The organism is Herminiimonas sp. Marseille-P9896, assembly GCF_903993245.1.
Classification (GTDB): Bacteria; Pseudomonadota; Gammaproteobacteria; order Burkholderiales; family Burkholderiaceae_D; genus Oxalicibacterium; species Oxalicibacterium contaminans.
On record NZ_CAJEVT010000001.1, the window covers coordinates 429,537 to 455,650 of the forward strand.

General features: G+C 55.1%; 24 protein-coding genes. 14 read left to right on the plus strand and 10 right to left on the minus strand.

The window, feature by feature from the left end; all coding sequences use genetic code 11:
• Nucleotides 1–82: 82 nt before the first annotated feature.
• The 5 genes from H7U06_RS02085 to H7U06_RS02105 are packed head-to-tail and all read left to right on the plus strand — an operon-like array spanning nucleotide 83 to nucleotide 5,563.
• On the plus strand, nucleotides 83–1,651 hold the full coding sequence (locus H7U06_RS02085) for an ABC transporter substrate-binding protein (protein WP_175624566.1): 1,569 nt from the start codon (nucleotides 83–85) through the stop codon (nucleotides 1,649–1,651).
• Nucleotides 1,652–1,703: 52 nt separating this feature from the next.
• Nucleotides 1,704–2,681, plus strand: coding sequence for an ABC transporter permease (locus H7U06_RS02090; RefSeq protein WP_175624567.1), 978 nt, complete (start codon nucleotides 1,704–1,706; stop codon nucleotides 2,679–2,681).
• Nucleotides 2,681–3,589 carry an ABC transporter permease gene (locus H7U06_RS02095; protein WP_370458596.1) on the plus strand — a complete coding sequence of 303 codons (909 nt, stop codon included), beginning with the start codon at nucleotides 2,681–2,683 and terminating at the stop codon, nucleotides 3,587–3,589. The genes H7U06_RS02090 and H7U06_RS02095 overlap by 1 nt, the downstream gene beginning before the upstream one ends.
• Nucleotides 3,586–4,572, plus strand: a complete 987-nt coding sequence (locus H7U06_RS02100; RefSeq protein ID WP_175624568.1) for an ABC transporter ATP-binding protein — start codon at nucleotides 3,586–3,588, stop codon at nucleotides 4,570–4,572. Before H7U06_RS02095 ends, H7U06_RS02100 begins: the two co-directional genes overlap by 4 nt.
• A complete protein-coding gene (locus H7U06_RS02105; protein WP_175624569.1) occupies nucleotides 4,565–5,563 on the plus strand; it encodes an ABC transporter ATP-binding protein in 999 nt (332 codons plus the stop codon). The genes H7U06_RS02100 and H7U06_RS02105 overlap by 8 nt, the downstream gene beginning before the upstream one ends.
• Here the strand turns inward: H7U06_RS02105 and H7U06_RS02110 are convergent.
• Nucleotides 5,560–6,783, minus strand: coding sequence for a DUF418 domain-containing protein (locus H7U06_RS02110; RefSeq protein ID WP_175624570.1), 1,224 nt, complete (start codon nucleotides 6,781–6,783; stop codon nucleotides 5,560–5,562). The genes H7U06_RS02105 and H7U06_RS02110 overlap by 4 nt on opposite strands.
• 70 nt (nucleotides 6,784–6,853) lie before the next feature.
• On the minus strand, nucleotides 6,854–7,759 hold the full coding sequence (locus H7U06_RS02115) for a YihY/virulence factor BrkB family protein (protein WP_175624571.1): 906 nt from the start codon (nucleotides 7,757–7,759) through the stop codon (nucleotides 6,854–6,856).
• A gap of 204 nt (nucleotides 7,760–7,963) precedes the next feature.
• Between H7U06_RS02115 and H7U06_RS02120 the strand changes: the two genes are divergently transcribed.
• The 3 genes from H7U06_RS02120 (at nucleotide 7,964) to mdoH (ending at nucleotide 12,824) form a co-directional block, all read left to right on the plus strand.
• The gene (locus H7U06_RS02120; RefSeq protein ID WP_175625189.1) at nucleotides 7,964–8,290 is read left to right on the plus strand and encodes a hypothetical protein; all 327 of its coding nucleotides are present in this window, start codon (nucleotides 7,964–7,966) and stop codon (nucleotides 8,288–8,290) included.
• A 449-nt stretch (nucleotides 8,291–8,739) separates the two neighbouring features.
• Nucleotides 8,740–10,272 (plus strand): glucan biosynthesis protein G, encoded by a 1,533-nt coding sequence (locus tag H7U06_RS02125; RefSeq protein WP_254873112.1) that lies wholly within the window; start codon nucleotides 8,740–8,742, stop codon nucleotides 10,270–10,272.
• A complete protein-coding gene (mdoH, locus tag H7U06_RS02130; protein ID WP_175624572.1) occupies nucleotides 10,272–12,824 on the plus strand; it encodes a glucans biosynthesis glucosyltransferase MdoH in 2,553 nt (850 codons plus the stop codon). Before H7U06_RS02125 ends, mdoH begins: the two co-directional genes overlap by 1 nt.
• A 34-nt stretch (nucleotides 12,825–12,858) precedes the next feature.
• Here mdoH and H7U06_RS02135 read toward each other — a convergent pair whose 3' ends face one another.
• From H7U06_RS02135 to H7U06_RS02160, 6 genes are all read right to left on the minus strand, one after another.
• Nucleotides 12,859–14,889 carry a sensor histidine kinase gene (locus tag H7U06_RS02135; protein ID WP_175624573.1) on the minus strand — a complete coding sequence of 677 codons (2,031 nt, stop codon included), beginning with the start codon at nucleotides 14,887–14,889 and terminating at the stop codon, nucleotides 12,859–12,861.
• A gap of 100 nt (nucleotides 14,890–14,989) precedes the next feature.
• Complete coding sequence (locus tag H7U06_RS02140; protein WP_175624574.1) at nucleotides 14,990–15,940, minus strand: pseudouridine synthase; 951 nt, start codon at nucleotides 15,938–15,940, stop codon at nucleotides 14,990–14,992.
• On the minus strand, nucleotides 15,895–16,731 hold the full coding sequence (locus H7U06_RS02145) for a rhodanese domain-containing protein (protein WP_175624575.1): 837 nt from the start codon (nucleotides 16,729–16,731) through the stop codon (nucleotides 15,895–15,897). Before H7U06_RS02145 ends, H7U06_RS02140 begins: the two co-directional genes overlap by 46 nt.
• Before the next feature lie 106 nt (nucleotides 16,732–16,837).
• On the minus strand, nucleotides 16,838–17,917 hold the full coding sequence (locus H7U06_RS02150; protein WP_175624576.1) for an AI-2E family transporter: 1,080 nt from the start codon (nucleotides 17,915–17,917) through the stop codon (nucleotides 16,838–16,840).
• 203 nt (nucleotides 17,918–18,120) lie between these two features.
• On the minus strand, nucleotides 18,121–19,401 hold the full coding sequence (gene oxlT / locus H7U06_RS02155; protein WP_175624577.1) for an oxalate/formate MFS antiporter: 1,281 nt from the start codon (nucleotides 19,399–19,401) through the stop codon (nucleotides 18,121–18,123).
• A 509-nt stretch (nucleotides 19,402–19,910) separates the two neighbouring features.
• Nucleotides 19,911–20,420, minus strand: coding sequence for an HPP family protein (locus tag H7U06_RS02160; protein WP_175624578.1), 510 nt, complete (start codon nucleotides 20,418–20,420; stop codon nucleotides 19,911–19,913).
• 155 nt (nucleotides 20,421–20,575) lie between these two features.
• Between H7U06_RS02160 and H7U06_RS02165 the strand changes: the two genes are divergently transcribed.
• The 5 genes from H7U06_RS02165 to H7U06_RS02185 all read left to right on the plus strand — a co-directional run bounded on the left by H7U06_RS02165 (nucleotide 20,576) and on the right by H7U06_RS02185 (nucleotide 23,414).
• On the plus strand, nucleotides 20,576–21,130 hold the full coding sequence (locus H7U06_RS02165) for a TetR/AcrR family transcriptional regulator (protein WP_175624579.1): 555 nt from the start codon (nucleotides 20,576–20,578) through the stop codon (nucleotides 21,128–21,130).
• Between the two features lie 213 nt (nucleotides 21,131–21,343).
• Nucleotides 21,344–21,718: a hypothetical protein gene (locus H7U06_RS02170; protein WP_175624580.1), complete on the plus strand. Its 375-nt coding sequence runs from the start codon at nucleotides 21,344–21,346 to the stop codon at nucleotides 21,716–21,718.
• Between the two features lie 23 nt (nucleotides 21,719–21,741).
• On the plus strand, nucleotides 21,742–22,248 hold the full coding sequence (locus H7U06_RS02175) for an RNA polymerase sigma factor (RefSeq protein WP_175624581.1): 507 nt from the start codon (nucleotides 21,742–21,744) through the stop codon (nucleotides 22,246–22,248).
• Entirely contained in the window at nucleotides 22,245–23,039 is a 795-nt protein-coding gene (locus tag H7U06_RS02180) for an anti-sigma factor (RefSeq protein WP_175624582.1), read from the plus strand. Before H7U06_RS02175 ends, H7U06_RS02180 begins: the two co-directional genes overlap by 4 nt.
• A gap of 27 nt (nucleotides 23,040–23,066) precedes the next feature.
• Nucleotides 23,067–23,414, plus strand: coding sequence for a GFA family protein (locus H7U06_RS02185; RefSeq protein WP_175624583.1), 348 nt, complete (start codon nucleotides 23,067–23,069; stop codon nucleotides 23,412–23,414).
• Between the two features lie 19 nt (nucleotides 23,415–23,433).
• Here H7U06_RS02185 and H7U06_RS02190 read toward each other — a convergent pair whose 3' ends face one another.
• Nucleotides 23,434–24,351 (minus strand): pirin family protein, encoded by a 918-nt coding sequence (locus tag H7U06_RS02190; RefSeq protein WP_175624584.1) that lies wholly within the window; start codon nucleotides 24,349–24,351, stop codon nucleotides 23,434–23,436.
• A 24-nt stretch (nucleotides 24,352–24,375) separates the two neighbouring features.
• Nucleotides 24,376–24,759, minus strand: a complete 384-nt coding sequence (locus tag H7U06_RS02195) for an OsmC family protein (RefSeq protein ID WP_175624585.1) — start codon at nucleotides 24,757–24,759, stop codon at nucleotides 24,376–24,378.
• A 291-nt stretch (nucleotides 24,760–25,050) separates the two neighbouring features.
• Here H7U06_RS02195 and H7U06_RS02200 point away from each other — a divergent pair, with 291 nt between their 5' ends.
• On the plus strand, nucleotides 25,051–26,100 hold the full coding sequence (locus H7U06_RS02200) for an isocitrate/isopropylmalate dehydrogenase family protein (RefSeq protein ID WP_175624586.1): 1,050 nt from the start codon (nucleotides 25,051–25,053) through the stop codon (nucleotides 26,098–26,100).
• Nucleotides 26,101–26,114 lie beyond the last annotated feature (14 nt).

Here is a 26,114-nt window from a genome sequence, read left to right on the forward strand (position 1 = left end):
GGTGACTAACATCGCCCTGTAGCGTAGGTCGCGCGTAACTCGTGCATCCTTGCGTGAGACATCTGGCTTATAAAGGAACCCTATGCCCGGCTTCAAACGAAAACATTTATCCGCACTCGCCTTGCTGGGCGCGCTGGCCATACAGCCACTGTGGGCGGCTGATCTGAAGATCGCCTTGTCCGCCGATGTCTCCTCCCTCGATCCGCACTATCTGAACATCGCACCTAACGTTGCTTTCTCTTCGCACATATTTGATGCATTGGTGAATGTAGATGCCAACGGAAAACTGGTGCCGGGCCTGGCGACGTCGTGGCGCGCCGTCGACGCGACCACCTGGGAATTCAAGCTGCGGCACGATGTGAAGTTTCATGACGGCTCCAAATTCACCGCCGAAGACGTGGTGTTCTCACTGGATCGTCCGGCCAAGCTGACGAATAGCCCCGGCCCCTATACCGCCTACACTAAACAAATCGTTGCGAAGAAAATCGTCGATCCTTATACCGTGCGCCTGAGCACTGCGACACCTTATGGTCCGCTGGCACTCGATGTAAGCGCCATCTTCATCGTCTCGAAGAAAGCGGCAGAGAAAGCCAGCACGGAAGATTTCAACAGCGGCAAAGCATTGATAGGTACCGGCCCGTATAAATTCGTCAGTTTCAAACGCGGTGACCGTATCGAGGTCGCGCGCAATGATAGTTACTGGGGCGGCAAATCGGACTGGGATAAAGTCAGCTTCCGCATCATTACCAACTCCGCACCGCGACTGGCCGCTCTGCTGTCCGGCGACGTTGATGCAATCGAAGGTGTGCCGACCGCCGATCTGAGCAAGCTGAAAGGTAACGCCAAATTCAAGCTGGAACAAAAGATTTCATGGCGCACCATCTTCTGGGAAATCGATCAATCCGAACGCAGCTCACCATTTGTGACAGACAAGGCAGGCAAACCATTGCCTGGCAATCCTTTGCGTGACGCCCGTGTACGCCAGGCGATTTCCAAGTCCATCAATCGCAAGGCGCTGGTAGATCGTACGATGGAAGGCCTGGCAGTGCCGGCATCGAATATCGTCGCGCCGGGTTTGCTCGGTTATAACGATGCGTTGAAAGTGGAAACCTACGATCCGGAAGGTGCGAAGAAATTGCTGGCCGAAGCCGGTTATCCGAATGGCTTCGCGCTGACGCTGCACGGCCCGAACGACCGCTACATCAATGACGCACAAGTGGTGCAAACCGTCGCGCAATTCCTCAATCGCATAGGCATACAAACCAAGGTCGTCACTTTGCCGCTGTCGGTATACTTCAGCAAGGCACGGGCTGGTGAGTTCAGTGTCGCGCTGCTGGGCTGGGGCACACTGGCCGGGGACTTCGGTCTGCGTACGCTGGTCGGCACCTCGAATCCGGACACCGGCTGGGGCACCTGGAACTGGGGCAAGTACAGCAATCCGGCACTGGACAAGCTGATTGCTTCTTCGCTCGGCTCGGTCGACCAGGCCAAGCGTGCCAGCTACGCACAGGAAGCGGCAGCCGTTGCGATGAAGGATTATGCGGTCGTGCCTTTGCATCATCAATATGCGACCTGGGCAATGCGCAAGGGCTTGAAGTACACTGCGCGTACCGATGAATTCACTTTTGCACATCAGTTCCACCCAGAATAAATCCAGCGTGCTGTCTGCTTGCGCTCGTCAACTCGCGGGCGGAACCTGAACCATGTTTGATTTCATCCTGCGTCGCCTCGGACAAAGCATACTGGTGCTGGTCGTCATGTCCTTGCTGGTATTTGTTGGCATCTATGCGATCGGCAATCCTATCGACATCCTGCTCAGCCCGGATGCGGATCAGGTCGAACGCGCCCGCACCATCGCGGCCTTCGGCCTGGACAAGCCCTTGTGGCAGCAATATTTCATCTTTATCCAGAATGCCGCCAGCGGCGACCTCGGTCGCTCTTTTGCGTTCGGTACTTCCGCGCTGGGTCTGATATTGGAGCGCTTGCCAGCGACGATGGAATTGGCAGTGTGCGCGATCCTGATGTCCATCGTGCTCGGCATACCGCTGGGTTTGTGGGCTGGCCTGCGTCCTAACAGCTGGACCGGTAAAAGCATCATGGCAGTATCGATATTGGGATTTTCGCTACCGACCTTCTGGGTCGGGCTGATGCTGATCATGGTGTTTGCAGTGCAGCTGGGCTGGTTGCCGGCCAGCGGGCGCGGTGAAACGACCCTATTACTCGGCATACCGGTCAGCTTCCTGAGCTGGGATGGTTTGAAGCATTTGCTCTTGCCTGCCTTCAATCTCGCGCTCTTCAATATTGCACTGGTGATACGCCTGACGCGAGCCGGTGCGCAGGAAGCCTTGTTGCAGGACTATGTAAAGTTTGCACGCGCCAAGGGGCTGCGCAATAGTCGCATCATAGGCGTGCATGTACTGAAGAACATCCTCATACCCATCGTCACCGTGATTGCCTTGCAGTTCGGTTCCATCATTGCGTTTGCGATTGTCACCGAATCGGTCTTTGCCTGGCCCGGTATGGGCAAGTTGATTATCGATTCGATACGCGTGCTGGATAGACCCGTCATCGTTGCTTACCTGATGCTGATTGTGGCTCTGTTTATCCTGATTAACCTGATAGTCGATGTCGTGTATTCGCTGCTGGATCCGCGTGTACGCTTGTCGGATGCGAAGGGCTGATGATGGACGCTACGATCACAGCTACCCGCATTGAAACGCCATTCCGGCGTTTTGCGCGCAATTTCTTTGCCAGCAAAGTCGCGACGCTGGGGTTCATCGCCTTGCTGCTGATCGTGCTGGCGGCGATCTTTGCACCTGTCATCGCACCGCAAAATCCGTACGACCTGGCGCAGATAGATATCATGGATTCGCGACTCGAACCGGGTACGCAAAACTTCGACCACAGCCTGACGTACGTACTGGGTACCGATGAGCAGGGGCGGGATATGCTGTCGGCGATACTGTATGGCGTACGTATTTCCATCATCGTCGGCGTCGTGAGTACCGTGATTGCCTTGCTGATAGGTTTGACGCTGGGCTTGTTCGCCGGTTACTTCGGCGGCCGGGTGGAAAGCCTGATCATGCGCATCGCCGATATCCAGTTATCGTTCCCGCCTATTCTGGTGGCGCTGATCCTGCTGGCATTGATGGGGCCGGGCGTAGGCAAAATCATCATCGCGCTGGTCGCGGTGCAATGGGCGTATTACGCACGCACTGCGCGCAGCGCGGCACTAGTCGAACGCAAGAAAGAATATATAGAAGCCGCCAGCGGCCTGGGTTTGCCGCCGTTACGGATTGTCTTCCATCATTTGTTGCCGAATTGCCTGCCACCGCTGATCGTGATCGCCGCTTTGCAGGTGGCGTCGGCGATTTCACTGGAGGCGACCTTGTCCTTCCTCGGCATAGGCTTGCCCGTAACTGAACCGTCGCTGGGTTTGCTGATTGCGAATGGCTTTGATTACATGATGTCCGGTAAATACTGGATCAGCCTGTTCCCGGGCATCGCCTTGTTACTGACTGTAGTCGCCATCAATCTGGTTGCTGACCAATTGCGCGACGTGCTGAATCCACGCCTGCAAACACAATGACGATACCGACCCTCACTGTACAAAATCTGCAGATGCACTTCTCTGCACGCGAAGGCGTGGTGAAGGCGGTGGAGGATGTGTCCTTCTCGGTCGCGCCGGGCCAGATCATGGGCCTGGTGGGTGAGTCTGGCTCGGGCAAGTCTATGACCGCGTATTCGATCATGGGCCTGATCGACCCGCCGGGCAAGATAGTTGGCGGCAAGATCATGCTGCGCGAACAAAACCTGCTGGAGCTATCGCCGGAAGCGATGCGTCGTGTACGCGGCAACCGCGTCGCGATGATTTTCCAGGATCCGATGATGACGCTGAATCCAGTCTTGCGTATCGATACGCAAATGATGGAAGCGGTGCTGGCGCATCAGGATGTCAGCAAGGCGACTGCGCGCGCAATGGCACGTGATGCTCTGGCGCGGGTTGGTATCGCGTCGCCGGATGAACGCTTGCTGGCGTATCCGCATCAATTCTCTGGCGGCATGCGGCAACGGGTGGCGATTGCCATCGCGCTGCTGAATAAGCCTGACCTGATTATCTGCGATGAGCCGACCACCGCACTGGACGTTACGATACAGGGACAGATCTTGTACGAGATGCAAAAGCTGTGTCGTGAATCCGGTACCGCATTGATCTGGATCACCCACGACTTGTCGGTGATCGCCGGACTGGCCGATGCCTTGTGCGTGATGTACGCAGGCAAGGTGGTCGAAAGCGGGACTGTGCAACAAGTACTGGAACAAACGCGCCATCCATATACGCATGGCTTGATTGCCTCGTCGCCATCGCGCAATGTAGCTGGTCAAGCTCTGCGCCAAATCCCGGGCATGACGCCATCCCTGCTCAACCTACCTTCCGGTTGCGCCTTCCGCACCCGCTGTGATCGTGCGACTGAACAGTGTGCGCAAACGCCGCCTTTATCCATACATGGCACGCATACTTTGCGTTGCTTCCATCCGGTGTCGCAGGCAGTGGAGGTGGCGCATGGATAAAGCTTTGCTGGAGCTGCGTGATGTCAGCAAGCGTTTCGTCAAACCGCTGGATACGGCGGCGCGTATAGCTAAAGTATTCGGTGCGCAACGCGCAGCAGAAGTTGTGCATGCCGTAGATCACGCGAACCTGAGCATACAGTCCGGTGAAGTAGTCGGACTGGTTGGTGAGTCAGGTTGCGGCAAATCCACGCTGGGACGTATGACAGTCGGTTTGCATACCCTGTCCTCCGGTACTCGCTGGTGGCAAGGTGAGGACATGGCACAGCTGTCCGGCGGTGAGTTGCGTCGCAAGCAATTGGCCATGCAAATGATTTTCCAGGATCCGTATGCATCACTGAATCCGCGCATGCGCATACAGGACATCGTGGGTGAAGCACCGCTGGCGCATGGCATGGTGACGCGGGCAGAACAGAAGGACTATGTCGCCAACCTGTTGCAAAAGGTTGGGCTGGACCCGGCACTGGTGCATCGCTTCCCGCATCAATTCTCCGGCGGACAACGTGCACGCATAGGGATAGCACGCGCACTCGCAGTACGTCCCGAGTTACTGGTATGTGATGAAGCAGTGGCGGCGCTGGATGTATCGATACAGGCGCAAGTGCTGAACCTGTTTATAGAATTGCGGAATGAGCTGAAGCTGACCTATCTCTTCATCAGCCACGACCTGGGCGTAGTGCGACATATCTCGGATCGTGTCGTCATCATGTACCTCGGTCGCATCGTGGAATCGTCACCGACTGCTGAATTGTTTGTACAAGCAAACCATCCGTACACCAGCGCCTTGCTGGCTTCGGCGCCCAAGCTGGAAGTGAAGAAAATCGACTTCGTTGCGGTTAAAGGCGAGATCCCGTCGCCGCTACATCCGCCTTCAGGTTGTCACTTCCATCCGCGTTGCCCGCATGCGATGCCGCGTTGCAGCGTCGAACAACCCGTGCTGAAAGAAATCGCGCCGCAGCACTTCTCGGCATGCCATCTGAACGACGTGGCTTAAGCCGCGGTCTGCTTGCGATTGATATAGCGTCGTGACAGTGCTTCCAGCGGACCTTGCGTATGCGTACTGAGCCACCAGCGACTCAATAGCAGTTGCAGCAACATGATGGCGAAGGCGATCAGCATCCATCCGGCCGGCGGCCAGCTGGCTCCCAGGCCGAAACCAAATCCCTGTATCAATACTGAACACAGCAGTGATTGCATCAGGTAGTTGCTGAGCGCCATGCGACCTACCGGTGCCATCCAGTCGGCCAGCCAGCGCTGGGTGCCGGAACCAGCCAGCATCAGACAGGCGACATAAGCCGCAGCCAGGCAGCTGCCGCCGACCGGCAGCCATGCATATGCAATATAAGAGTAGGGTGACGGATGCAAAGGATCGATCGCCTCTGCCAGGATCAGCGTGGCCCAGATCAGGTTGAATGGTATGCCTATTGCAAATCCGGCCAGGCGCACGCGCCGCCAGAAAATAGTGTGGCGCCACGGTTGCGTCAGCCAGCCGCGTCTCACCGATATCACGCCGAGCAGGAACAGCACGGCGATATGCGGCAGGATGAAAACGGATTGGGTGGTTACCGAGATGTAATCACGTACACGCTGCACTGCGATACTGAGGTAGCCGCCGTAGGTATAGATGGTGCGCGCGGCCTCCACTGCATAGACCTCATTTTTACTTTGCGCGATCAGATCATCACTGCTGAAAAGTTGCGTGCCGAAGAAGACATTCAGCAGCAGAAGGGCAGCAAATATACCGAACCAGACGTACAGATGCTTGCGCACCCGGCGCAGTTTCGCATTCGCCAGACCGGACAGTACCCAGAATCCGGCGATCGCATACACGGTCAGGATGTCGCCGAACCAGATCAATACGCCATGCACGACGCCGCAAGCCAGCAACCACTTCATCCGGCGGCGGTATAGCTGCTCGGCATCGCTCCAGCGCCCCAGCTTTTCCTTGGCCGAGCGTGCGATGAGGACAAAGCTGGCACCGAACAGGAAGGCGAATATCGGATAAAACTTTTGTTCGGCGAAGAAGGCGACGAAAGCGACCGACAGGATATCGAACAGGCTGGCATCAACTGGCAGCACGCCATAACGCAGGGAGTTGAAGCCCCAGATAAATGAAAAGACATTGACCAGCAGGATGCCGAACACGGCTATGCCGCGCAAGGCATCTATATGCGCATGGCGCGCGTAATTGGTCGGAGCGGAGGGAGGATTCATGGTTGCTTGCCAGTGTGCATGAAGCTACAGGTCGCAGCATAGTGCGACCTGTCAATTCGGTACAGCGGGTTTAATCTGATACGAGTGCGCCGGATGCGGCGTCTGTTTCATTGGCTGCGGCCAGCCGGGCTTCATGTCTTTGCGACAGTACCCAGGTGAATTCGGCACCGAGCAAAAAGATTTGCGCCGAATAATAAATCCATGCGAGCAGGACTACCAGCGAACCGGCAGCGCCAAAGCCGGAGGCCATATTGGTTTTGCCGAGGTAGAGACCGATCAGGGTTTTGCCGACACTGAACAGCAAGGCAGTAATGACTGCGCCGAACCAGACATCGCGCCAGGCGATAGTCGCACGTGGCATGAATTTATAAATCATCGCAAATAGCGTGGTGATGACGCCGAAGGATACGGCCAGGTTCAATAGATGCAACACGATGGTCCAGTCGCCCAGCATGCTACCCCACCATTTGCCGAGCGCCGCCAGCGCCGCGCTGAGTATCATTGATACCAGCAGCATAAAGCCCAGACCCATCACCATGCCGAAAGACAACAGACGGGTGAAAACGAATTTCCAGATGCCACCGCTGTTGTTGTCAGCTGAAACTTTCCAGATACGGTTTAGTGCGCTCTGCAATTCGCCGAACACCGCGGTCGCACCTATCATCAGCGTCAAGGTACCCAGAGTGGCGGCGATGATGCCCTGGCCCGGCTGGCTGACGGAGCGCAAGATACCTTCTACGGCCGCTGCACCGGTATCGCCGACCAGGCCGCGCAGTTGCGAGATGATTTCTCCTTGTGCCGTGTTTTGGCCGAAGAAGAAGCCTGCAATCGCGATCACGATGATCAGCATTGGTGCAAGGGAAAAGATCGTGTAATACGCCAGTGCGGCGCCCATACTCGGTGCAAAATCCTGTAACCAGGCTTGTACCGCTTCTTTGGTCAATGACCAGGCATCTTGCAGGTGCGTTGTTTTCATTGTTGGTGTCGCTTTCTGCGGTGATCGGCAATTCGAGTTTTTTAATTTCTCTGCTGCAGTTTCCCGGATTGTACCGATAGTTGGGCTGTGATGTTGCCGCCCCCGTGATGGCATAAGAATTGCTGCCGGGTAAAGACAGATGCGATGTGATGCGCGCGGCCTGCTATGCTGAACTATCTGCCGTTCATAGTCCGCCATATTTCCATGCCGCGCCGCCATCATCACCATGTCTACGTCGTCGAATTATCGACCGATGTGCTCTACGAAGCTCGTTTTAAAAAGGCGAATCCGGATTACATCCCGGGTAAGCCCTGTGTCTACGTTGGCATGACCGGGCTGGACCCGGACCTGCGCTTCGATAAACACAAGGCAGGTATACAGAGCAATCGATACGTCGAGAAGTTCGGTTTACGTCTGTTACCGGAGCTATATGCGGTGTACAACCCTATGCCGTATGAGGCTGCATGCGAGATGGAGGTAGAGCTGGGCATCGCGCTGCGTGAAGCAGGCTACGGCGTGTGGCAGGCATGATGCTGCAAAAAAACATTTAGACGCGGAACCATTCCAGTTTTGACAAGGTCAGACTGGGACTCATTCCGCAAATACCTGTGTGTGTTACCGGATATTTGCGGCCTGAGTTCTGGTATGACTGCTGGGTTGCGATTCAAAAGGCGCTGCAACAACCAGGGATGCCCGGGCACAATTCGGGTGATTTCGCAGCAGTTATCGTCTTTTGTCCATCCCATCGGCGACGAAAGGTCAATCTTGCTTAGCTCCGTGAAGCGCATCGCGTGGAGTGTAAGCACTTTTCAAATTGGATGTGTATAGCAACTAATTGCAACGAAATGCTACGGCGACTTGATGCAATTAATCGGGATACACATCTTTGCTCCGTGCAAACCTGCATATCTGCATATCTGCAGTAGCGACGGAGGTCTGATAGCCAGCATGGAGCGGACAGTTTGTTTAGATTGGAAATCATGTTCTGTAGTTTATTTACACCCGTGCGGGCCGGTCAGCGCATCGCGTTGCTGGTTCTTGCACTTATTCCCTGTATTCCTGCGTTTGCGTTTGAGTTCAACGACGTCGCGAAGAAAGCCAAGCAGTTATCGACTAGCTCCTACAAGGCACCACAGAAAAATATTTCGAAAGCCCTGGAGAACCTGAATTACGACCAATACCGCGATATCCGCTTCAAACCTGAGCGTGCATACTGGCATGCAGACAAATTACCGTTCGAGCTGACCTTCTTCCATCAGGGTCGCCAATTCGAAAGCCCGGTGCGCATCAACGAAATCGTCGGTAAACGTGCGCGTGCGATTCCATTCGATCCCAAAGGCTTCAACTACGGTGCCAACAAGTTGACACCACATGACCTTAAACATCTGGGCTATGCCGGTTTCCGCGTGCATTACGCGATCAACACCCCCAAATATAAAGATGAAGTAGCAGTCTTCCTGGGCGCAAGTTATTTGCGTGCGGTTGGTAAAGGCCAGATCTATGGCTTGTCCGCACGCGGGCTGGCGGTCGATACCGCTCTGAACTCCGGTGAGGAATTTCCAAAGTTCGTGGAGTTCTGGATAGAGCGTCCGACTGCAAACAGCAAGCAGTTGACTATCTACGCCTTGCTCGATTCGCGCCGTGTAACCGGTGCATATCGTTTCACGATCAAGCCGGGCGAACAAACGGTGACAGATGTGAAGTCGCAGCTTTACCTGCGTGAGAATGTGACCAAGCTCGGCATTGCACCGTTGACCAGCATGTATTTCTTTGGCGAGAACCAGCGTTCGACCACCGAAGATTACCGTCCGGAGGTGCATGACTCGGATGGTTTGTCGATACAGTCGGGTACCGGTGAATGGATCTGGCGTCCGCTGGTGAATCCGAAACGCTTGCTGGTGACTTCGTATAGTTTGAGCAATCCGACCGGTTTTGGTCTGATGCAGCGTGATGAAAAGCAAAGCAGTTATGAAGACCTGGAGTCGCGCTACGAAGCACGGCCGAGTGCGTGGGTAGAACCAAGCGGCAAGTGGGACGCGGGTCGCGTGGAGCTGGTACAGATACCGACTCCGGATGAGTTCAACGACAACATCGTCGCTTACTGGGTACCCGATGTTATTCCTAAGCCGGGCACTGCCATCAATCTGGATTACCGCCTGTACTGGAACAAGAGCTCGCAACAGCGTCCCCCTTTGTCCTGGGTAAGCCAGACACGACGTGGCCATGGCCACTTGCGCAAACCGGATGACAGCACTGCGCTGTTCGTTGATTTCGAAGGACCTATCTTCAAGAAGCTGCAGGCTAACGCCAAGATAGAATTCCGCGCCTCGTCGGATAGCAATGGCGAAATCATGGAAGCACATACCTACCGCAATGAAGCGACCGGCGGCTGGCGCGCTGCGCTCAGGGTCAAGCGTATAGACGACAAGAAACCGATAGAACTGCGCGGCTTCCTGCACACCAACAACACAACTCTGTCGGAAACGTGGAGTTATATCTTGCCGGCGGATTAATGGACGCGCCCCGTATTCCGACCCAGTGTCGGCATTACCTCGATCACCTGGCCTTGCCGGAGCAGGAACGGCGTGCACTGGAAGAGCAGCTGGAACAGAGTGCGACATTTTCCACGCGCGTAGCGATGGGTGATTTGCATAATGCGCTGGCAGGTGAACATGCAAATCCTGATAACCCGGCGCTGGGTTCGGTGCTGGCACGTACCTGGCTGGCGCTGGCACCGAAGACAGCGGATAAGGCGTCAGGTAAGACAATACCAGCCGCAGCGCTCAGTGATGAGGCCGGTGTACCCTTAAGCATTGCACCGCCTATCAACCGCGCTTCGATGGTGCCGGAACCCTGGGGCGCCTTGAATCCGCTGACGCGCTGGGTGCAGCGTATCTTCAAGCGACAACCGAAAAAATCACCGCCCGCCACTGATGCTGTGACACCTGCCAACGATGGTGCAAAAGGCGGCACCCGTCGTCTGGTTTTGCTCCTGTTGATGCTGGGTCAGACCGGACTGGCTACTTATTACATGAGTAGCGTCTTGCCGTATCAGGGCAAGCAGCCATTGGAAATAGCGATGCTGGCTTTGTTTGCCCTGCTGTTCTGTTGGGTTTCGGCTGGCTTCTGGACTGCGATGACCGGTTTCATTCTGCTGGCTCGTGGCAAGGATCCCCACTTGATTTCCCGGACGGCGGTGACGGATGGACCGATAGACGCGGCTGCGCGTACCGCGATCGTGATGCCTATCTGTAATGAAGATGTGGCGCGGGTGTTTGCCGGCTTGCGTGCGACCTATGAGTCGGTAGAAAAAACCGGACAGCTGGATAGATTCGATTTCTATGTATTGAGCGATAGCAGCAATAGCGACACCTGCGCCGATGAAGTCTCCGCCTGGGCCATGCTATGCAAGACGATTAATGGCTTTGGTCGTATCTTCTATCGTCGTCGCCAGCGTCGGGTACGCCGCAAGAGCGGCAATATCGATGACTTCTGCCGCCGCTGGGGCAAGAACTACCGCTATATGGTGGTGCTGGATGCCGATAGTGTGATGAGTGGCGATTGCCTGACCAAGCTGGTGCAATCGATGGAAGCGAATCCGGATGCCGGCATTATCCAGACTGCGCCACGCGCGGCGGGTCGCGATACTTTATATGCGCGCATTCAGCAATTTTCGACGCGCGTGTATGGCCCCTTGTTTACCGCTGGCCTGCATTACTGGCAGCTGGGTGAATCGCATTACTGGGGACACAACGCCATCATCCGCATGCAGCCTTTCATCGAGCATTGCGCCTTGTCGCTATTGCCGGGCAAAGGTCCGTTTGCAGGTGAAATCCTGTCGCATGATTTCATCGAAGCTGCACTGATGCGCCGTGCTGGCTGGAAAGTCTGGATCGCCTATGATCTGGATGGCAGTTATGAAGAGATGCCGCCTAACTTGCTGGATGAGTTGAAGCGCGATCGTCGCTGGTGCCAGGGCAATCTGATGAATTTCCGCCTGTTCCTGTCCAAGGGCATGCATTCCGTACATCGCGCGGTATTCGTCACTGGTGTGATGGCTTATCTTTCTGCACCGTTGTGGTTTCTGTTCCTGATACTGTCGACCGGTTTGCTGATGCAACACACGCTGACAGAGCCTATCTACTTCACCGAGCCGTGGCAGTTATTCCCGAACTGGCCGCAATGGCATCCGGAAAAAGCGTTGGCCTTGTTCAGTGCCACAGCGACTTTACTATTCCTGCCCAAGATCCTGAGTGTGCTGCTGATCTGTATGCAGGGTGCACAGCAGTTTGGTGGGCGTCTGCGTCTGGTCGGCAGTATGTTGATCGAAATGTTTTTCTCGATGTTGCTGGCACCGGTGCGCATGCTGTTTCACACGCACTTTGTGATCGCTGCCTTCATGGGTTGGGCGCTGCGCTGGAAATCGCCGCCGCGTGAAGATGCCGAGACCAGTCCCGGTGAAGCGATACGCAAGCATGGCTTTCATACGCTGCTGGGCCTGACCTGGGGCGGCATTATCTTCTGGCTGAATCCGACCTTCCTGCCTTGGTTGCTGCCTATAGTCGGTTCGCTGGCAGTGGCGATTCCGGTGTCGATTTATTCCAGCAAGGTTTCCAACGGTTTGCGTTTCCGCCGCAAGAAGCTGTTCCTGATCCCGGAAGAAGCGCAGCCACCAGTGGAATTGCAGGATATGGTTGCCTATGTCAAAGCCGCACCGCGCAGCATGAACTTTGTCGATGCAGTGGTCGATCCACGCTTCAATGGAGTGATGTGCGCCAGCAGCTATATGCATGCGCATCGTTCGCTGGAAGCGCAGCGCAGGCGCAAGGATCAGATACAGGATGCGGTGAAGAATGGCCCGACCACTTTGCCGGACGGGCAAAAGAATGGCTTGTTGGCTGATCCAGTCTTCCTGTCGCAACTGCATCTGGACGTCTGGTCATCCGAGCAGGCGCATCCGGGCTGGTTCAAACATTTGCGTGAAGCGAATGAGAAAGAACAACTGAGTTTGCGCCACGCCGGGCGCGGTGCGCTGGGTTTGGAAGAAAGAAAACAGCCAGCCTGATTCCGGCGATGACGACATGATGCCGCTACCCTCCTTAAGCCGGAGCAGTAGCGGCATTTTTGTATGTGCCTCCGCTCTTGTCATCCGCAGGCAGGAAGATACGGAAGGTACTGCCACCGTTGGCACTATCCAGTAGTTCCAGTGTGCCGCCATGTCGTTCGATCAGGTGACGCGCCAGCGTCAGGCCGAGGCCGGTACCAGTTTTGCTGCCGGTGACACGGCCACGGTAATAGCGATTGAAGATTTTCTCGCGCTCATCGACGGCGATGCCGGGGCCATTGTCGGTGACGTCAATATGCCAGCCTGAGGCTACCGGTTCTGCACGCAGCACCACGGTACTACCACTCGGGGTGTATTTGACCGCATTGTTCAGCAAGGTGCTGATGACCAGGCGCAGGATGTCGGCGTCCGCGCGGACTGGTTTTTTGACGCGTTCCGAATCGATCAACAGTTTATGGTTGTCGGTAAATGGCTTGGCCATATTGACCGCATCTTCGAGTAACAGGTGCAAAGTCGTATCGGTCGCTTGTACGCCCTGACCAAACATTTTCAGTCGTTCACTGCTGAGGTAATGCGTGAAGAGTGAGGACAGTCTTTCTGTCGCACGATGGATTTTTTCCAGGCGCAGCGGTGCCTTAGCAGATCCCTGTTCACCTTCACGTGTCATGTTTTGTGCAGCGGCATCGATCACGGCAAGTGGGGTGCGCAGTTCATGTGACACCATTGCGATGAATTGTTGCTGTTCTTCATGTGCGGCACGTTCCTGTGCCAACGCCTTTTCTACTTCTTCCATCGCTGCCAATAAAGCCTGGGTGCGTTCGGCTACCTGTTTCTCCAGTTCGCGTTCCGAGCTGCGTACCATTTCGATGATGCGGCTCTGCGCGCTTTCATTTGCTTCACGCATGCGCTGATAGCGTTTGGTGATCGCATAGAACACGGTCAGGAAGACCAGTACCGAAGACGTCGCAGTTGAATAATTCAGGAAGTCATTGCGCACATAGCCGCGTATTGCCAGGAACTGCAACATGATAGCCACCACAAAAGTACTGCAGGCAATGAAGAAGGGCAGGCGTACTTCTATATTGCTGCGCAAGACATGCTTGACCAGGATCAGCAGCGCCAGTGGACCGGTCAGGAACGTGATGGCGAAGGAGAGCAGGTTGATCGCTGTTTCGAAACGACTGGTTACCGCAATCCCGACTATCAGCAAGGCATAGCCGCGTAGCGTCCACAGGTAGATCATGCTCAGGCGCGGCCGCAGTTCACGCATGCCGACAAAGCGAAACAGGAATTCGACGGAGGTCACCATGCCGGCCACGAGGCCGAAGAAGCGCATGTAGTTCAGCTCCCGCATATAGTCGGCACCAAAGGCGGCACGTACCGAACTGGTCGCAGGCAGGTTCATGATAACGACGCAGATGACGTAGAGCGCGAAGTAAAGATAGACACCGTCACGGATCGCACGCTCGAACCAGAGTGCGGTCAGGATCAGCAGGATGCAAATCCCGGTGCGTATACCCCAGATGAATTCTTCCTTGGCGGTCGCGCGCGCATAAGCCGAGGGTTCCCACAGCACCAGGTCCTTGGCCATGATCTGGCCGGTGTGTACTTTCATATAGAAAGTACGTGGCTGGCCATCGTTGATGACGATCTTGTAGAGCGGATTACGATAGTCGGTCGCGCGCAGAGGCACGACTCGCTCACCATCCGTATAGAACTCCACATCTTTCGGATAGTAGTAAGCCATTTGTTCGGTGGCGGCAGGCATTTGTAATTCCAGCCACCACTCTTGTGGTTGTGCCGAATCCGGTTGCAGCGTTGCTTTCAGCCAGGCGGTGTTGTTGCGGCCTATTTTTTGTAATACCTCGGGTCTGGTTTCAAACTTCTGCGCCATGTCCGGCTGCATGACATCTGTTAACGTCAGTTTTCCGTCGGGATCGATCAGACTTTCTATCCGCGACGAGATATCGATGCGTTCCTGATCCAGCGCTATCGGTTCAGCCAGTACGTAGGAACTACAGAGGAGTAAGAGGAGTAGCCACAGGCGGCACAGGGAGGAAGACATATGCGTACAGATGACGAAGCTTGGCGTCGAACATGAAAAAGATGACGCATGATAACAGCTGGCAACAAGGCTGCATAAGGCCTGGCGCGGGGTTGTGGGTTTAAAACCTCAGCTGCAGCTGGCTATCGAACTGATGTTGTTTGCCTGAGATGGGGTCGGTGAAGCGTACCGATTTGGCCAGCAATTGCAGTGGCTGGCTGTAGTCTTGTGCCGCCCCTTCATCCGGATACAGATGTGGGTAGATGCGGTCATTCACGATGGGGATGCCGAGTGCCGCCATGTGGGCGCGCAGCTGGTGCTTCTGGCCGCTGACGGGTTGCAGCAGGTAACGACCGTGCTCGCCCTGGGTTTCCAGCAGGGAGATATCCGTTTCGGCATTCGGCTCGCCAGCGACTTCGCACATCTTCATGAAGGCATCGCTTTCAACCAGGCGACTGCGATAGGTAGTTGGCAGCACGAGATCGCTGCGTAGCGGCGCAATGGCCTGGTACTCCTTGCTGACACTGCGCTCACGGAACAGGGTTTGATACAGATTACGTGTGTGTGGCTGTATTGTGAATAGCACCAGCCCGGCCGTTTCCCTGTCGATGCGATGCATGGGGGCCAGCGTGTCTATGCCGAGGGAACGCTTCAGGCGTACCAGCAAGGTTTCCTGCAAATAGCGTCCGGCGGGCGTGACTGGCAGGAAGTGCGGTTTGTCGACCGCGATCAGATACTCATCCTGATACAGCACCACCTCATCGAAGGGGATGCGTGGCTCTGCCGGCAGGCTGCGGTAGTAATAAATTTTGCTGTGTGGCTGATATGGGCTGGCAGGTGTCAGTACCTGTCCGTCGGCAGCGATGACATCACCGCGCTGCATGCGCGCCAGCCATTCGCTATGTGGAATCGCCGGGAAGTGTGCGCACAGGAAGTCCATGATGGTCGGCCAGGTTCCGGCCGGGAGCGCAACGCTGCTGGGACCGACGCCATCCTTGCTGGGTGGCTGCTGAGCTGGAGCCGTTTTCACTCGCTGTCTGCATCCAGGCGTTTGGCGCGTTGCAAGCGCCATTCCCAATCAGGCTCTCCGCCGTACACATCTTCCAGCGTGGTGTCGGTTTCCTGCATCTTGGTATCGAGTGCAATGCGGTTATCGAAGACGAAGCATTCGCCTTCCCAGTCCTTCTCCGCATCCGGCATCTCGAGGAAGTAGTTGAGGATGCCGCCTTCCAGTTGATAGACCGGCACGCCCATGTCCAGCATCCACGCGCTGGTTTTTTCGCAGCGTATGCCGCCGGTGCAGTACATTGCCACGCGCTTGCCGCTGGCCTGCCATTCCGGCACATGCTCTTCTATGTATTTGGGGAAGTCGCGGAAGTTATCGACGCCGGGGTCGACCGCATTCTTGAACTTGCCGAGTTTGTATTCAAAGCTGTTGCGGTTATCGATCACGACCACGTCGTCCTGCGCGATCAGTTCGCGCCATTCTTGCGGGCTGACATCGATCCCGGTGCGACCGATCGCATCGACGTTGTCGACACCGAGGAACACGATCTCGGATTTACGGTGCACTTTCATGCGGGCAAACGGTACCGTTTTGCAGGCACTGCGTTTGAAAACGATATTGCTGAATGCGTCATCCAGGCGCGGGTCGGTTTTGAGCGCGTGCTCGAAGCTATCCAGTGCGGCAGCTGTACCTGCCAGCACACCGTTAATGCCTTCATCGGCGATCAGGATGCTGCCTAACAGGTCGCGTGTCAGTTCACGGCATACCGTGACGACCGCATCGGCATCTGCCAGTCTGGCAAATTTATAAAAAGCGATGTGGAATTGCTCTGCGGCTGGGGCTAATGTCGGATTCATAGCGCGAATTGTCGCAGAAATTGAGCCGCAAGGCGTTAATGACAAGGAGATAAGTCCATGAAAAAAGCCGACTCAAATGGTCGGCTTTTCTATGGATGAGTTCAGCTTAATCAGGTCTGTGTAATTTCTCTGCTTCCTGTTTTTGCTTGCCGGAAGAGAAGATATCCCACAGCGTCATGAACAGGGCGGCGATGACCGGGCCGATCACAAAGCCGTTCAGGCCCAGCAGCGCCATGCCGCCGACGGTGGAGATCAAAACGATAAAGTCCGGCAGCGCAGTGTCCTTGCCGACCAGGATGGGGCGCAGGATGTTGTCGACCAGGCCAATCACCAATACGCCAAAGGCGATCAGGCTGACGCCTTGCCAGATTGCACCTGTCAGCAGGAAGTAGATCGCAACCGGAACCCAGATCAGCGCCGCACCGACCGCAGGCAGCAACGACAGGAAGGCCATCAGCACACCCCACAGCAAAGCGCCCTGGACACCGAGGAACCAGAAGGCGATGCCGCCGAGCGCGCCTTGCACAGCAGCAACGATGATATTGCCTTTGACAGTGGCGCGGATGGCGGTGGTCAGGTTGTTGAAGAGGGTGCGTTTGTGATCCGGATTCAGTGGTGCTGCTGCGCGGATGCGGGCAGCGATCTTGTCACCGTCACGCAGCAGGAAGAACAGCATGTACAACATGATGGTGAAGCTGATCAGGAAGTTGAAGGTGTTTTGCCCGATGCTGATGGCCTGCTTGGTGATGAATTCACTACCTTGTACCGCTGCTTGCGACAGCTTGGCCTGCAAGGTGGCGACATTGGTGAGGCCGAATTTATCCATCTGGTTGACGACCCAGGTCGGCAGTGCGGCAACCACTTTTTCAAAGTAGACACTGAAGTTCAGCTGGCCGGAGCGAATGTTGCTGTACAGGTTGGTCGCTTCATGTACCAGTGAAATCGAAATCAGCACCAGCGGCAGGATCACAACCACCAGGCAGATACCCAGTGTGGCGAGTGCTGCCATATTGCTGCGCTGGTTCATTTTGATCAGCAGTTTGCGGTAGAACGGCGAAAACAGAATGGCCAGTACCGCGGCCCAGAATACTGCGCCATAGAAGGGCAACAGGATACCGATGAAGGCTACCGAGAAGGCAATCAATAAGGCCAGGAAAGTCTTTTGCTGGATTTCGGGATAGTTCATATAGGAGGCCTTGTGTACGGAGCTTCGGGTGTTGTTGCTTATGCTACCCGAAGTTATGCACAAAGTGAGAGCGCTAACTCACATAAGCGCGCTGTGATGCGGGATAGCGTCGGTCGGTAGGCACAGAATCAGGAAACTGCAGACGAAAAAAAGACCGGCGCGTAGGCCGGTCTTAAGAGTTACACCTAGTTACCGTGTGACTATTATTCTGCTGGTTTGCTCATGTGTTTAGCACGCATTGGTTTCAATACGAACCATGCCATCAGAGCTGCAACAGCGTTCAGTGCACTAGCTACGACGAACACTGCGTACCAGCCGCCGGTTGCCGAAGCCAATACTGCCGACAGTGGAACCAGCAGGGAAGCTGTGCCTTTAGCTGTGTACAGCAGGCCAGCGTTCGATGCTGCGTATTTGCTGCCGAATGTATCTGCGCAAGTCGATGGGAACAGCGAGTAGATTTCGCCCCATGCAAAGAACACGATACCGGTCAGGATAACGAATGCGAATGGGTTGTGGCCGTAGTGGAACAGAGCCAGGATACCAACTGCTTCGATAGCAAATGCGATGAACATGGTTGGTTCACGACCGATTTGATCCGATACCCAGCCGAAGAATGGACGGGTCAAGCCGTTCAGTACGCGGTCGATAGCCAGAGCGAATGTCAGTGCTGGCAGTGTCAGACCCATCATGCTGACTTGTACGTCGAACACTTTGAAGTCACGAGCGATCGAACCCAGTTGCGCAGTTGCCATCAGGCCACCAGCTGCAACCATCACGAACATTGCGTACATGATCCAGAAAACTGGTTCACGCAGAACTTCGCTTGGTTTGTAATCACGTTTGGTTTGTTGAACGTTTGCGACTGCATCGCCTTTTTTGTGCTCAGGAGCACGCGACAGGCACAGAGCAACCAGAACCACGATGATGCCTTGGCCGATACCGAAGTACAGGAACGCATCTTGGTAGCCGCGGGTAGCGATCATTGCCGAGATAGGGATGATGGTTACAGCAGAACCAGCGCCGAAACCAGCAGCGGTCAAGCCAGCTGCCAGGCCGCGACGGTCCGGGAACCATTTCAATGCGTTACCAACGCAAGTACCGTATACAGCGCCAGCGCCGATACCGCTGATAACAGCTGCAAAGTACAGAGTTGCGAGGGAGTCAGCGAACGAGTTGATGAACCAGCCCACACCGCACAATACACCGCCGACCAGAACAACTGGACGTGGACCGAATTTATCTACGAACCAGCCTTCGATAGGTACCAACCATGTTTCGGTCAGAACGAAGATGGTAAATGCGACTTGAATTGCAGCGCGGCTCCAGCCGTGTTTTGCTGCGATAGGATCGACGAACAGTGTCCAGCCGTATTGCAAGTTCGCAATCATTGCCATGGCAACGATACCCAGGATCAATTGGATCCAACGGTACGATGCTGAGCGAGTAACAGTGCCTTCAGCACCGATAGTAGTTGCTTGATTCATTTTTGCCTTCTCTCAACTCTCAAGTAGAAAATGCACGTCATAATTCAGGATCAGGACGTACCCTCGTTGTAATAAACAACGGATGATTCATTTCGATCATTTGCAACCGCATCGATCTGTCGGAAAAGTTTGTAGCTCATCCAAACTCGTGCGCGGCTCGTGTTTATTTAATTCAACGACGCTACTATCGAAGAAGCGCGCATCGTTTGCTAGGGCTGAAAGCAATAATATGAGATATTCATGTTGTGGATATCACGTATTCGCGTGGCGCAAAAAAATGTGAATTGTGGATACCACGTAAGAATTTTGTGGATACTACGTAGAAATTGCGAAATGGAGTGAAAGTGGCGCTGTGCTTGATGTTGCGCCTGATGCAGCGAATATGTGGTCACTTATTCAAGGCCATAAGTGAACAATTATCCGGCAAGTGAAACAGCTGCAAACACCAGATGAACCATGCTTGTTTTCAGGTGTTTGCGGAGGGGATGCAGGTGCTTTAAGGACAGAACTTACATCCAGTATTTCGGATACGAGCGTTCTTTCGGGATATTGTTGAACACCAGGGCGACCAGTACCACGATGATGCTACCGATCAGGGTAGGTGTCAGCAAGAAGCTCCAGGCTGGTGCTGCCAGCATCACAATCACAGGGTTGGAGCCAGCCGGTGGATGTACGGTGCGGGTAAGCTGCATGACAGCGATTGCAGTACCGGCTGCCAGTGCCATGCTCCACCAGTGTGCGCCGAACAGGGTCAGGAACAACAAGCCGATCAGGGATGACAGGAAGTGACCGCCGATCGCATTGCGCGGTTGCGAGAAGGGGCTTTCAGGGAAGCCAAAGATCAATACACAGCTCGCGCCGAAGGAGCCCAGCACCAGCGGTACGTGGCTGATGTCGGTGGCGATGGCGACAGCAGCGATGGCAAGAAAGCCGCCGAGCCACGAAAGTGCAATATGACGCATGGGCGCACGTGGTGGCAAGGCGGTACCACCGCGCATTTTGGAGAAAAATGAATTCATAGCTTGTCCGTAGTAAGTTTGGGTTGATCCGGGTCTGTCGGTATCTGATGTGCGTCAGATAAATTCCTGTTACTTGAAAAGACAGACAGATCTGTATAGTATCGATACCGATACGTGACTGCAATACTTCTTTTTTGATTTGTGGGAAAAAAGCAATGGTGGATAAACGGGAAGTCCTGGTGCAGACGGCGATGAAACTGTTTGCGCAAGGCGGCTATACAGGCGTAGGCATAGATCGCATCATCGCCGAGGCAGGGATAGCGAAGATGACGCTATATAAGTACTTTCCATCGAAGCAGGATCTGATCATGGAAGTGCTGACGCAGCGCGATGTATTTTTTCGCACTTCGCTGATGAGCTATGTCGACCAGCAGGAGGGGCAGGTGCAGAAGATACTTGCGCTGTTCACCTGGCATGACCAATGGTTCAAGCGCAAGGACTTCAACGGCTGCATGTTCATCAATGCCGCTGCCGAATTCCATGAGCGCAAAAATCCCATCCATCAAATCTCGGCGCTGCACAAAAACCTCATCATTGACTATATAGAGTCATTGTTACGGGAAACACACGGTGCGCAGGCCCACAAACTGGCTACCCAGATCAATATGCTGCTGGATGGCGCCATTGATGCCGCCCATTTGACCGGCAATCCTGATGCCGCCATGCAAGCATGGGAAGTCGCGCAATACCTGGTTGAGCGCCCGCACTGAATATATCCGCCGCCCGGCAGAAGGTGTAAGGTAGCGGCAACAATGTGCCAGAGCGGATAAATATTTTCCATACGATGGAATAAAGCGGCAGCACCATCGTTTACCTCAATGTCAGCGCATTGTTGTGTGCCTAGACGTAAACGATACAAGCCGATGGGCGAGCGTATGGCTTGCCTTGATCGACTTGCCACTATCCATCGAAAAGGAACAAAAATGAAACTCTCACATATCGTATTGTCCGCCGTTGCTGCAGTCGTATTGTCAGGTAGCGCCTATGCGCAAAGTGTTCCGGTCAAGAAAGCGGACGGCATCCTGGTCACCACCAGTGGCATGACGGTCTACACCTTTGACAAGGATGTTGCCGATAGCGGCAAGAGCGCTTGTAACGGCCCTTGCGCTACTGCATGGCCACCAGTTTCCGCCAAAGACGTCAAAGTCAGCGCACCGTATTCCGTGGTGACACGTGATGACGGCAGTCCGCAGCTGGCTTACAAAGGCAAGCCACTCTATCTGTTTGCATCCGACAAGAAAGCCGGTGATCGTACCGGCGATAACTTCAAGGATATCTGGCACGTCGTTAAGGACTAAGACCTGAGTTACGGTAAGTTGCCATGCAAGATGAACGTGACCGGCTGATCGCCTGTATCCCCCGACTTCGTCGTTATGCCCGTGCGCTGCTGGGTGATCGCACGGGGGCGGACGACCTGGTACAGGACACAATGGAACGTGGCTGGAAGAAACTATCTACATGGCAACGCGGCAGCGATATGCGCGCGTGGCTGTTCGGCATCATGCACAACCTGCATGTCGATCAGGTGCGCAAGCCATCGCTGCCGACCGAAGAGCTGGATGACGACACGCCTGTGCCGGTGTCGCATCACGCGGTGAGTGACGGCCTGGAAATGCGTGACCTGGATACGGCTTTGCGCAGTTTGCCACCGGAGCAGCGCGAGATCCTGCTGCTGGTTGCATTGGAAGAAATGAGTTATGAAGAAGTCGCGGCCACCCTGGGCTTACCGCTGGGTACCGTGATGTCACGATTGTCACGTGCACGCCAGAAGTTGCGTGCACAAATGGAAGGGCGAGCTGTCGTGTCGCTATTAAAGGTAGTCAAATGAGCCAGCACACGGTGACGGAAGCAGATCTGCATGCCTACGTTGACGGCTTCCTGAGTGAAGCGCGGCAACGCGAGGTCGTGCTTTATCTGGCAGAGCGGCCGGAAGAGCAGGCACGGGTGCAGGCGTATCGCGCACAGAATGAAGAGTTGCGTGCCTTGTTCCGGCCAGTATTGGATGAGCCGGTACCGCCGCGACTGAAATCCGGTTTGCGCAGCTGGAGCGAACGCTATGGGCGCTATGCAGCAGCGCTGGTGATTGCACTCGCCGGTGGTGCGGGTGGCTGGGTCTTGCACGGCGCGACACAAACGAATCCCACCCTGGCGCAGTTTAACGGCGGAGTAGCGCCGCTCAAGGTATCGACGCTGGCGCGTCAGGCTGCGGTTGCGCATAGTGTCTACAGTCCGGATGCGCGTCGTCCGGTTGAAGTCAGTGCCGAGCAGGAAGACCAGTTGGTCGCCTGGCTGTCGAAACGTACCGGCAGTCCCATGCGCCCACCCAAGCTGGGCAAGCTCGGCTATGAATTAATCGGTGGCCGTTTGTTGCCAGGTGAAAGCGGCCCGGTGGCGCAGTTCATGTATCAGGATGGCCTGGGGCAGCGCCTGACGCTATATGTGTCGACCGACCAGGCACAGAACAAGGACACCGGTTTCCGTTTCGCGCAGGAAGGGGCGGTGAATGTGTTCTATTGGATAGATGGCAAATTCGGTTATGCTTTATCCGCCGGTATCGACAAAGGCCAACTTGCTAACATCGCGCATGCGGTGTACGAGCAATTGGATAAAGTACAGTAGGCTGGCCAGATAACTACGGAGATCAGCATGCTCTATCAAGGATCGTGTCATTGCGGCTTGCTCAAATTTGAAGCAGAAGGCGAGCTGCAACAAGTGGTGGATTGCAATTGCTCACATTGCAGTCGCAAAGGTTTCCTGCTGTGGTTCGTGCCACGCGCACAAATGAAGATCACCAGCGGTGATGGCAAGTCCACCGTCTACAAATTCAATAAACACCGGATAGACCATCATTTCTGCCCGACCTGTGGTTGCCAGACATATGGCATGGCCAGAGATAAGGACGGCAATGAGATGGCGGCAGTCAATGCACGTTGCCTGGAAGGTGTAGACCTGACCGTATTGAAGGTACAGCACTACGACGGCAAGAGCGCCTGAAGATTCCTGCGCCGGATGTTTACGGATAACCGATAGGTTTGCCCGGCAAGTCCGGTAGCGGGATGAATTCGGTTTCGCCTGGTACCGCAGCGAAGCGTTGTAAGCGCCAGTCCTCCTTCGCTTGCTCCAGTCGTTCTATCGAGCTCGAAACAAAATTCCACACCAGGTAACGCGAACCATCCATGGGTTCGCCGCCGAGCAGCATCAGGCGGGTAGTGCCGTTGCTGCCATTGCGCAAGGTAACGGCGGTATTGGCGCGCAGTACCAGCAACTGGCCGGGACCGTAGACACCATCACGGCCGAGGTCGAGCTGACCTTCGACTACATAAATAGCCTGTTCCGGATACTCGGCCGGTACGTCCAGTCGCGCCTTGGGTGCCAGTGCGACATCAACATAAAACAAATCCGATAGCGTAGGGACGGGCGAGCTTTTGCCGAAAAAGCTGCCAGCAATAATCTTGGCCGATGCACCGTCGCCTTCAAGTATCGGTAAATCGTTGGCCGCTACGTGCACGAAGCCGGGATCGGTTTCTTCATGCTTCTTCGGCAGTGCGACCCAGCATTGCAATCCTTCGATGGATGAACCACTGGCGCGCAAGGCTTTGCCGGTACGTTCCGAGTGCACGATGCCGCTGCCTGCGGTCATCCAGTTCACTGCACCGGGTTGTATGGTTTGGATAGAGCCGACGCTGTCGCGGTGTTCGATCTCGCCATCAAAGAGATAGGTCACGGTAGCGAGACCGATGTGTGGATGCGGACGCACGTCCAGGCCGTGACCGGCGGTGAATACGTGCGGCCCCATCTGGTCGAGGAAAACGAAAGGACCGACCATGCGCTTCTGCGAAGTAGGCAGGGCGCGCCTTACTTCAAAGTTATCGCCGAGATCGCGCGTACGCGGGATGACGACGGTTTCCAGTACGCTTTGGTCGGTATCCATATACGGTCCTGACTTGAGTTGGCTTTAGTTGGCTTGCGTGATGATCTTGATTTCACCTGACAACGCTTTGTGTACCGGGCACTTGTCAGCGATTTTGTTCAGGCTGTCTTTTTGTTCAGCGCTCAGGTTGCCATGATAGTGCAGGGTGCGGTTGAATACATAAGCACCATCCTGCTCACCAGCGACCACGGTTACGTCGACTTTTTCCAGCGGGATTTCCTTGCGGCCAGCGTACATATTCAATGTCACTGCAGTGCAGGCACCGAGTGCGGCTGCCAGCAAATCGTGCGGCACAAAGCCTGCATCATCGCCGCCAAATGCGGATGGCGCATCAGCGATGAGTGTGTGTGGACCGGCTGCGACGATGTGTTGCAGTTTGCCTGCACCTTTGGTGACTTTGATTTCCATCTGTAAATACCCCTAAATAGTTGCGTGATTGATCATGTTCCGTACGACATCTGCGTGCCTGCAAGAGGCGCAGCGCGACACCACTATAGCCTAGCCAGAAATCTGTCGTCTTGATCTGGGTTTGGTTTGCTGATCTGCAATCTTTCAAAAGAGTCATGCCAAAAACGCATGTCTTCACAAAAAATTCTAACTCTTATATATGACATAAGACATTTGAGTTAAAATGTGGATCGCGGCTTTTACACAAAGCTTACGCGCTCTAGTTATCTTGATCATGGATAGGACAACAACATGCCTAACAGCAGCACGCAGCAGCAAATTCCGGTCACACTGATTCCCGGTGATGGCATCGGCCCTGAAATCGTTGATGTGGTTGTGCGCGTATTTGATACGCTCGGCAATCCGTTCGCATGGGAAACCCAACAAGCTGGCGTGAACGCGCTGGAAAAACATGGCGATTTGTTGCCGCAGGCTACGCTGGACAGCATCAGCCGCACCGGCCTCGCCCTGAAAGGCCCGTTGAGCACACCAGTCGGCGGCGGCTTCCGCTCCGTTAATGTGCGTTTGCGCGAAGCCTATCAGCTCTATGCCAACGTACGTCCTGCCCGCACCATCGTGCCAGGCGGCCGTTACGAAAAAATCGACCTGGTATTGATACGTGAAAACCTCGAAGGCCTGTACGTCGGTCACGAGCACTATGTACCTATCGGCGATGACGCACATGCAGTGGCCATGGCGACCGGTATCAATACTCGTGCCGGTAGCCGTCGTATTTCCAAGTTCGCATTTGACTACGCGGTGCGCAACAACCGCCGCAAAGTCACCATCGTGCACAAGGCGAACGTACTGAAAGCATTGACCGGCCTGTTCCTGGAAACGGCGAAACAGGTTGGCCTCAACTACGCAGACCAGATCGAATTCAACGATCGCATTGTTGATGCCTGCGCGATGCAACTGGTACTGAATCCATGGCAGTTCGATGTTATCGTTTCCACCAATTTGTTCGGCGATATCCTGTCGGATCAGATCGCAGGTCTGGTCGGCGGTTTGGGCATGGCACCGGGTGCGAATATCGGTGAACGCGCAGCTATCTTTGAAGCAGTGCACGGCTCGGCACCGGATATCGCCGGTAAAGGCATGGCTAATCCGACCGCACTCTTGCTGGCGGCAGCGTTGATGCTGGAGCACAAAGGCCAGAAAGAGAAAGCGACTTTCCTGCGTGATGCGATTGATTCGGTACTGAGCACCGCAAGCGGTCGTACCGCCGATCTGGGCGGCACCGTCTCTACATCCAAGTATGGCGATCTGCTGATAGAGCGCATACGGGACATGCAAAAATAAATCTCTGTATCCGG

Coding starts and splice junctions, on each gene's coding strand:
- H7U06_RS02085 (WP_175624566.1), top strand. CDS start 83: ATGCCCGGCTTCAAACGAAAACATTTATCCGCACTCGCCTTGCTGGGC.
- H7U06_RS02090 (WP_175624567.1), top strand. CDS start 1,704: ATGTTTGATTTCATCCTGCGTCGCCTCGGACAAAGCATACTGGTGCTG.
- H7U06_RS02095 (WP_370458596.1), top strand. CDS start 2,681: ATGATGGACGCTACGATCACAGCTACCCGCATTGAAACGCCATTCCGG.
- H7U06_RS02100 (WP_175624568.1), top strand. CDS start 3,586: ATGACGATACCGACCCTCACTGTACAAAATCTGCAGATGCACTTCTCT.
- H7U06_RS02105 (WP_175624569.1), top strand. CDS start 4,565: ATGGATAAAGCTTTGCTGGAGCTGCGTGATGTCAGCAAGCGTTTCGTC.
- H7U06_RS02110 (WP_175624570.1), bottom strand. CDS start 6,783: ATGAATCCTCCCTCCGCTCCGACCAATTACGCGCGCCATGCGCATATA.
- H7U06_RS02115 (WP_175624571.1), bottom strand. CDS start 7,759: ATGAAAACAACGCACCTGCAAGATGCCTGGTCATTGACCAAAGAAGCG.
- H7U06_RS02120 (WP_175625189.1), top strand. CDS start 7,964: ATGCCGCGCCGCCATCATCACCATGTCTACGTCGTCGAATTATCGACC.
- H7U06_RS02125 (WP_254873112.1), top strand. CDS start 8,740: ATGTTCTGTAGTTTATTTACACCCGTGCGGGCCGGTCAGCGCATCGCG.
- mdoH (WP_175624572.1), top strand. CDS start 10,272: ATGGACGCGCCCCGTATTCCGACCCAGTGTCGGCATTACCTCGATCAC.
- H7U06_RS02135 (WP_175624573.1), bottom strand. CDS start 14,889: ATGTCTTCCTCCCTGTGCCGCCTGTGGCTACTCCTCTTACTCCTCTGT.
- H7U06_RS02140 (WP_175624574.1), bottom strand. CDS start 15,940: ATGGCGCTTGCAACGCGCCAAACGCCTGGATGCAGACAGCGAGTGAAA.
- H7U06_RS02145 (WP_175624575.1), bottom strand. CDS start 16,731: ATGAATCCGACATTAGCCCCAGCCGCAGAGCAATTCCACATCGCTTTT.
- H7U06_RS02150 (WP_175624576.1), bottom strand. CDS start 17,917: ATGAACTATCCCGAAATCCAGCAAAAGACTTTCCTGGCCTTATTGATT.
- oxlT (WP_175624577.1), bottom strand. CDS start 19,401: ATGAATCAAGCAACTACTATCGGTGCTGAAGGCACTGTTACTCGCTCA.
- H7U06_RS02160 (WP_175624578.1), bottom strand. CDS start 20,420: ATGAATTCATTTTTCTCCAAAATGCGCGGTGGTACCGCCTTGCCACCA.
- H7U06_RS02165 (WP_175624579.1), top strand. CDS start 20,576: ATGGTGGATAAACGGGAAGTCCTGGTGCAGACGGCGATGAAACTGTTT.
- H7U06_RS02170 (WP_175624580.1), top strand. CDS start 21,344: ATGAAACTCTCACATATCGTATTGTCCGCCGTTGCTGCAGTCGTATTG.
- H7U06_RS02175 (WP_175624581.1), top strand. CDS start 21,742: ATGCAAGATGAACGTGACCGGCTGATCGCCTGTATCCCCCGACTTCGT.
- H7U06_RS02180 (WP_175624582.1), top strand. CDS start 22,245: ATGAGCCAGCACACGGTGACGGAAGCAGATCTGCATGCCTACGTTGAC.
- H7U06_RS02185 (WP_175624583.1), top strand. CDS start 23,067: ATGCTCTATCAAGGATCGTGTCATTGCGGCTTGCTCAAATTTGAAGCA.
- H7U06_RS02190 (WP_175624584.1), bottom strand. CDS start 24,351: ATGGATACCGACCAAAGCGTACTGGAAACCGTCGTCATCCCGCGTACG.
- H7U06_RS02195 (WP_175624585.1), bottom strand. CDS start 24,759: ATGGAAATCAAAGTCACCAAAGGTGCAGGCAAACTGCAACACATCGTC.
- H7U06_RS02200 (WP_175624586.1), top strand. CDS start 25,051: ATGCCTAACAGCAGCACGCAGCAGCAAATTCCGGTCACACTGATTCCC.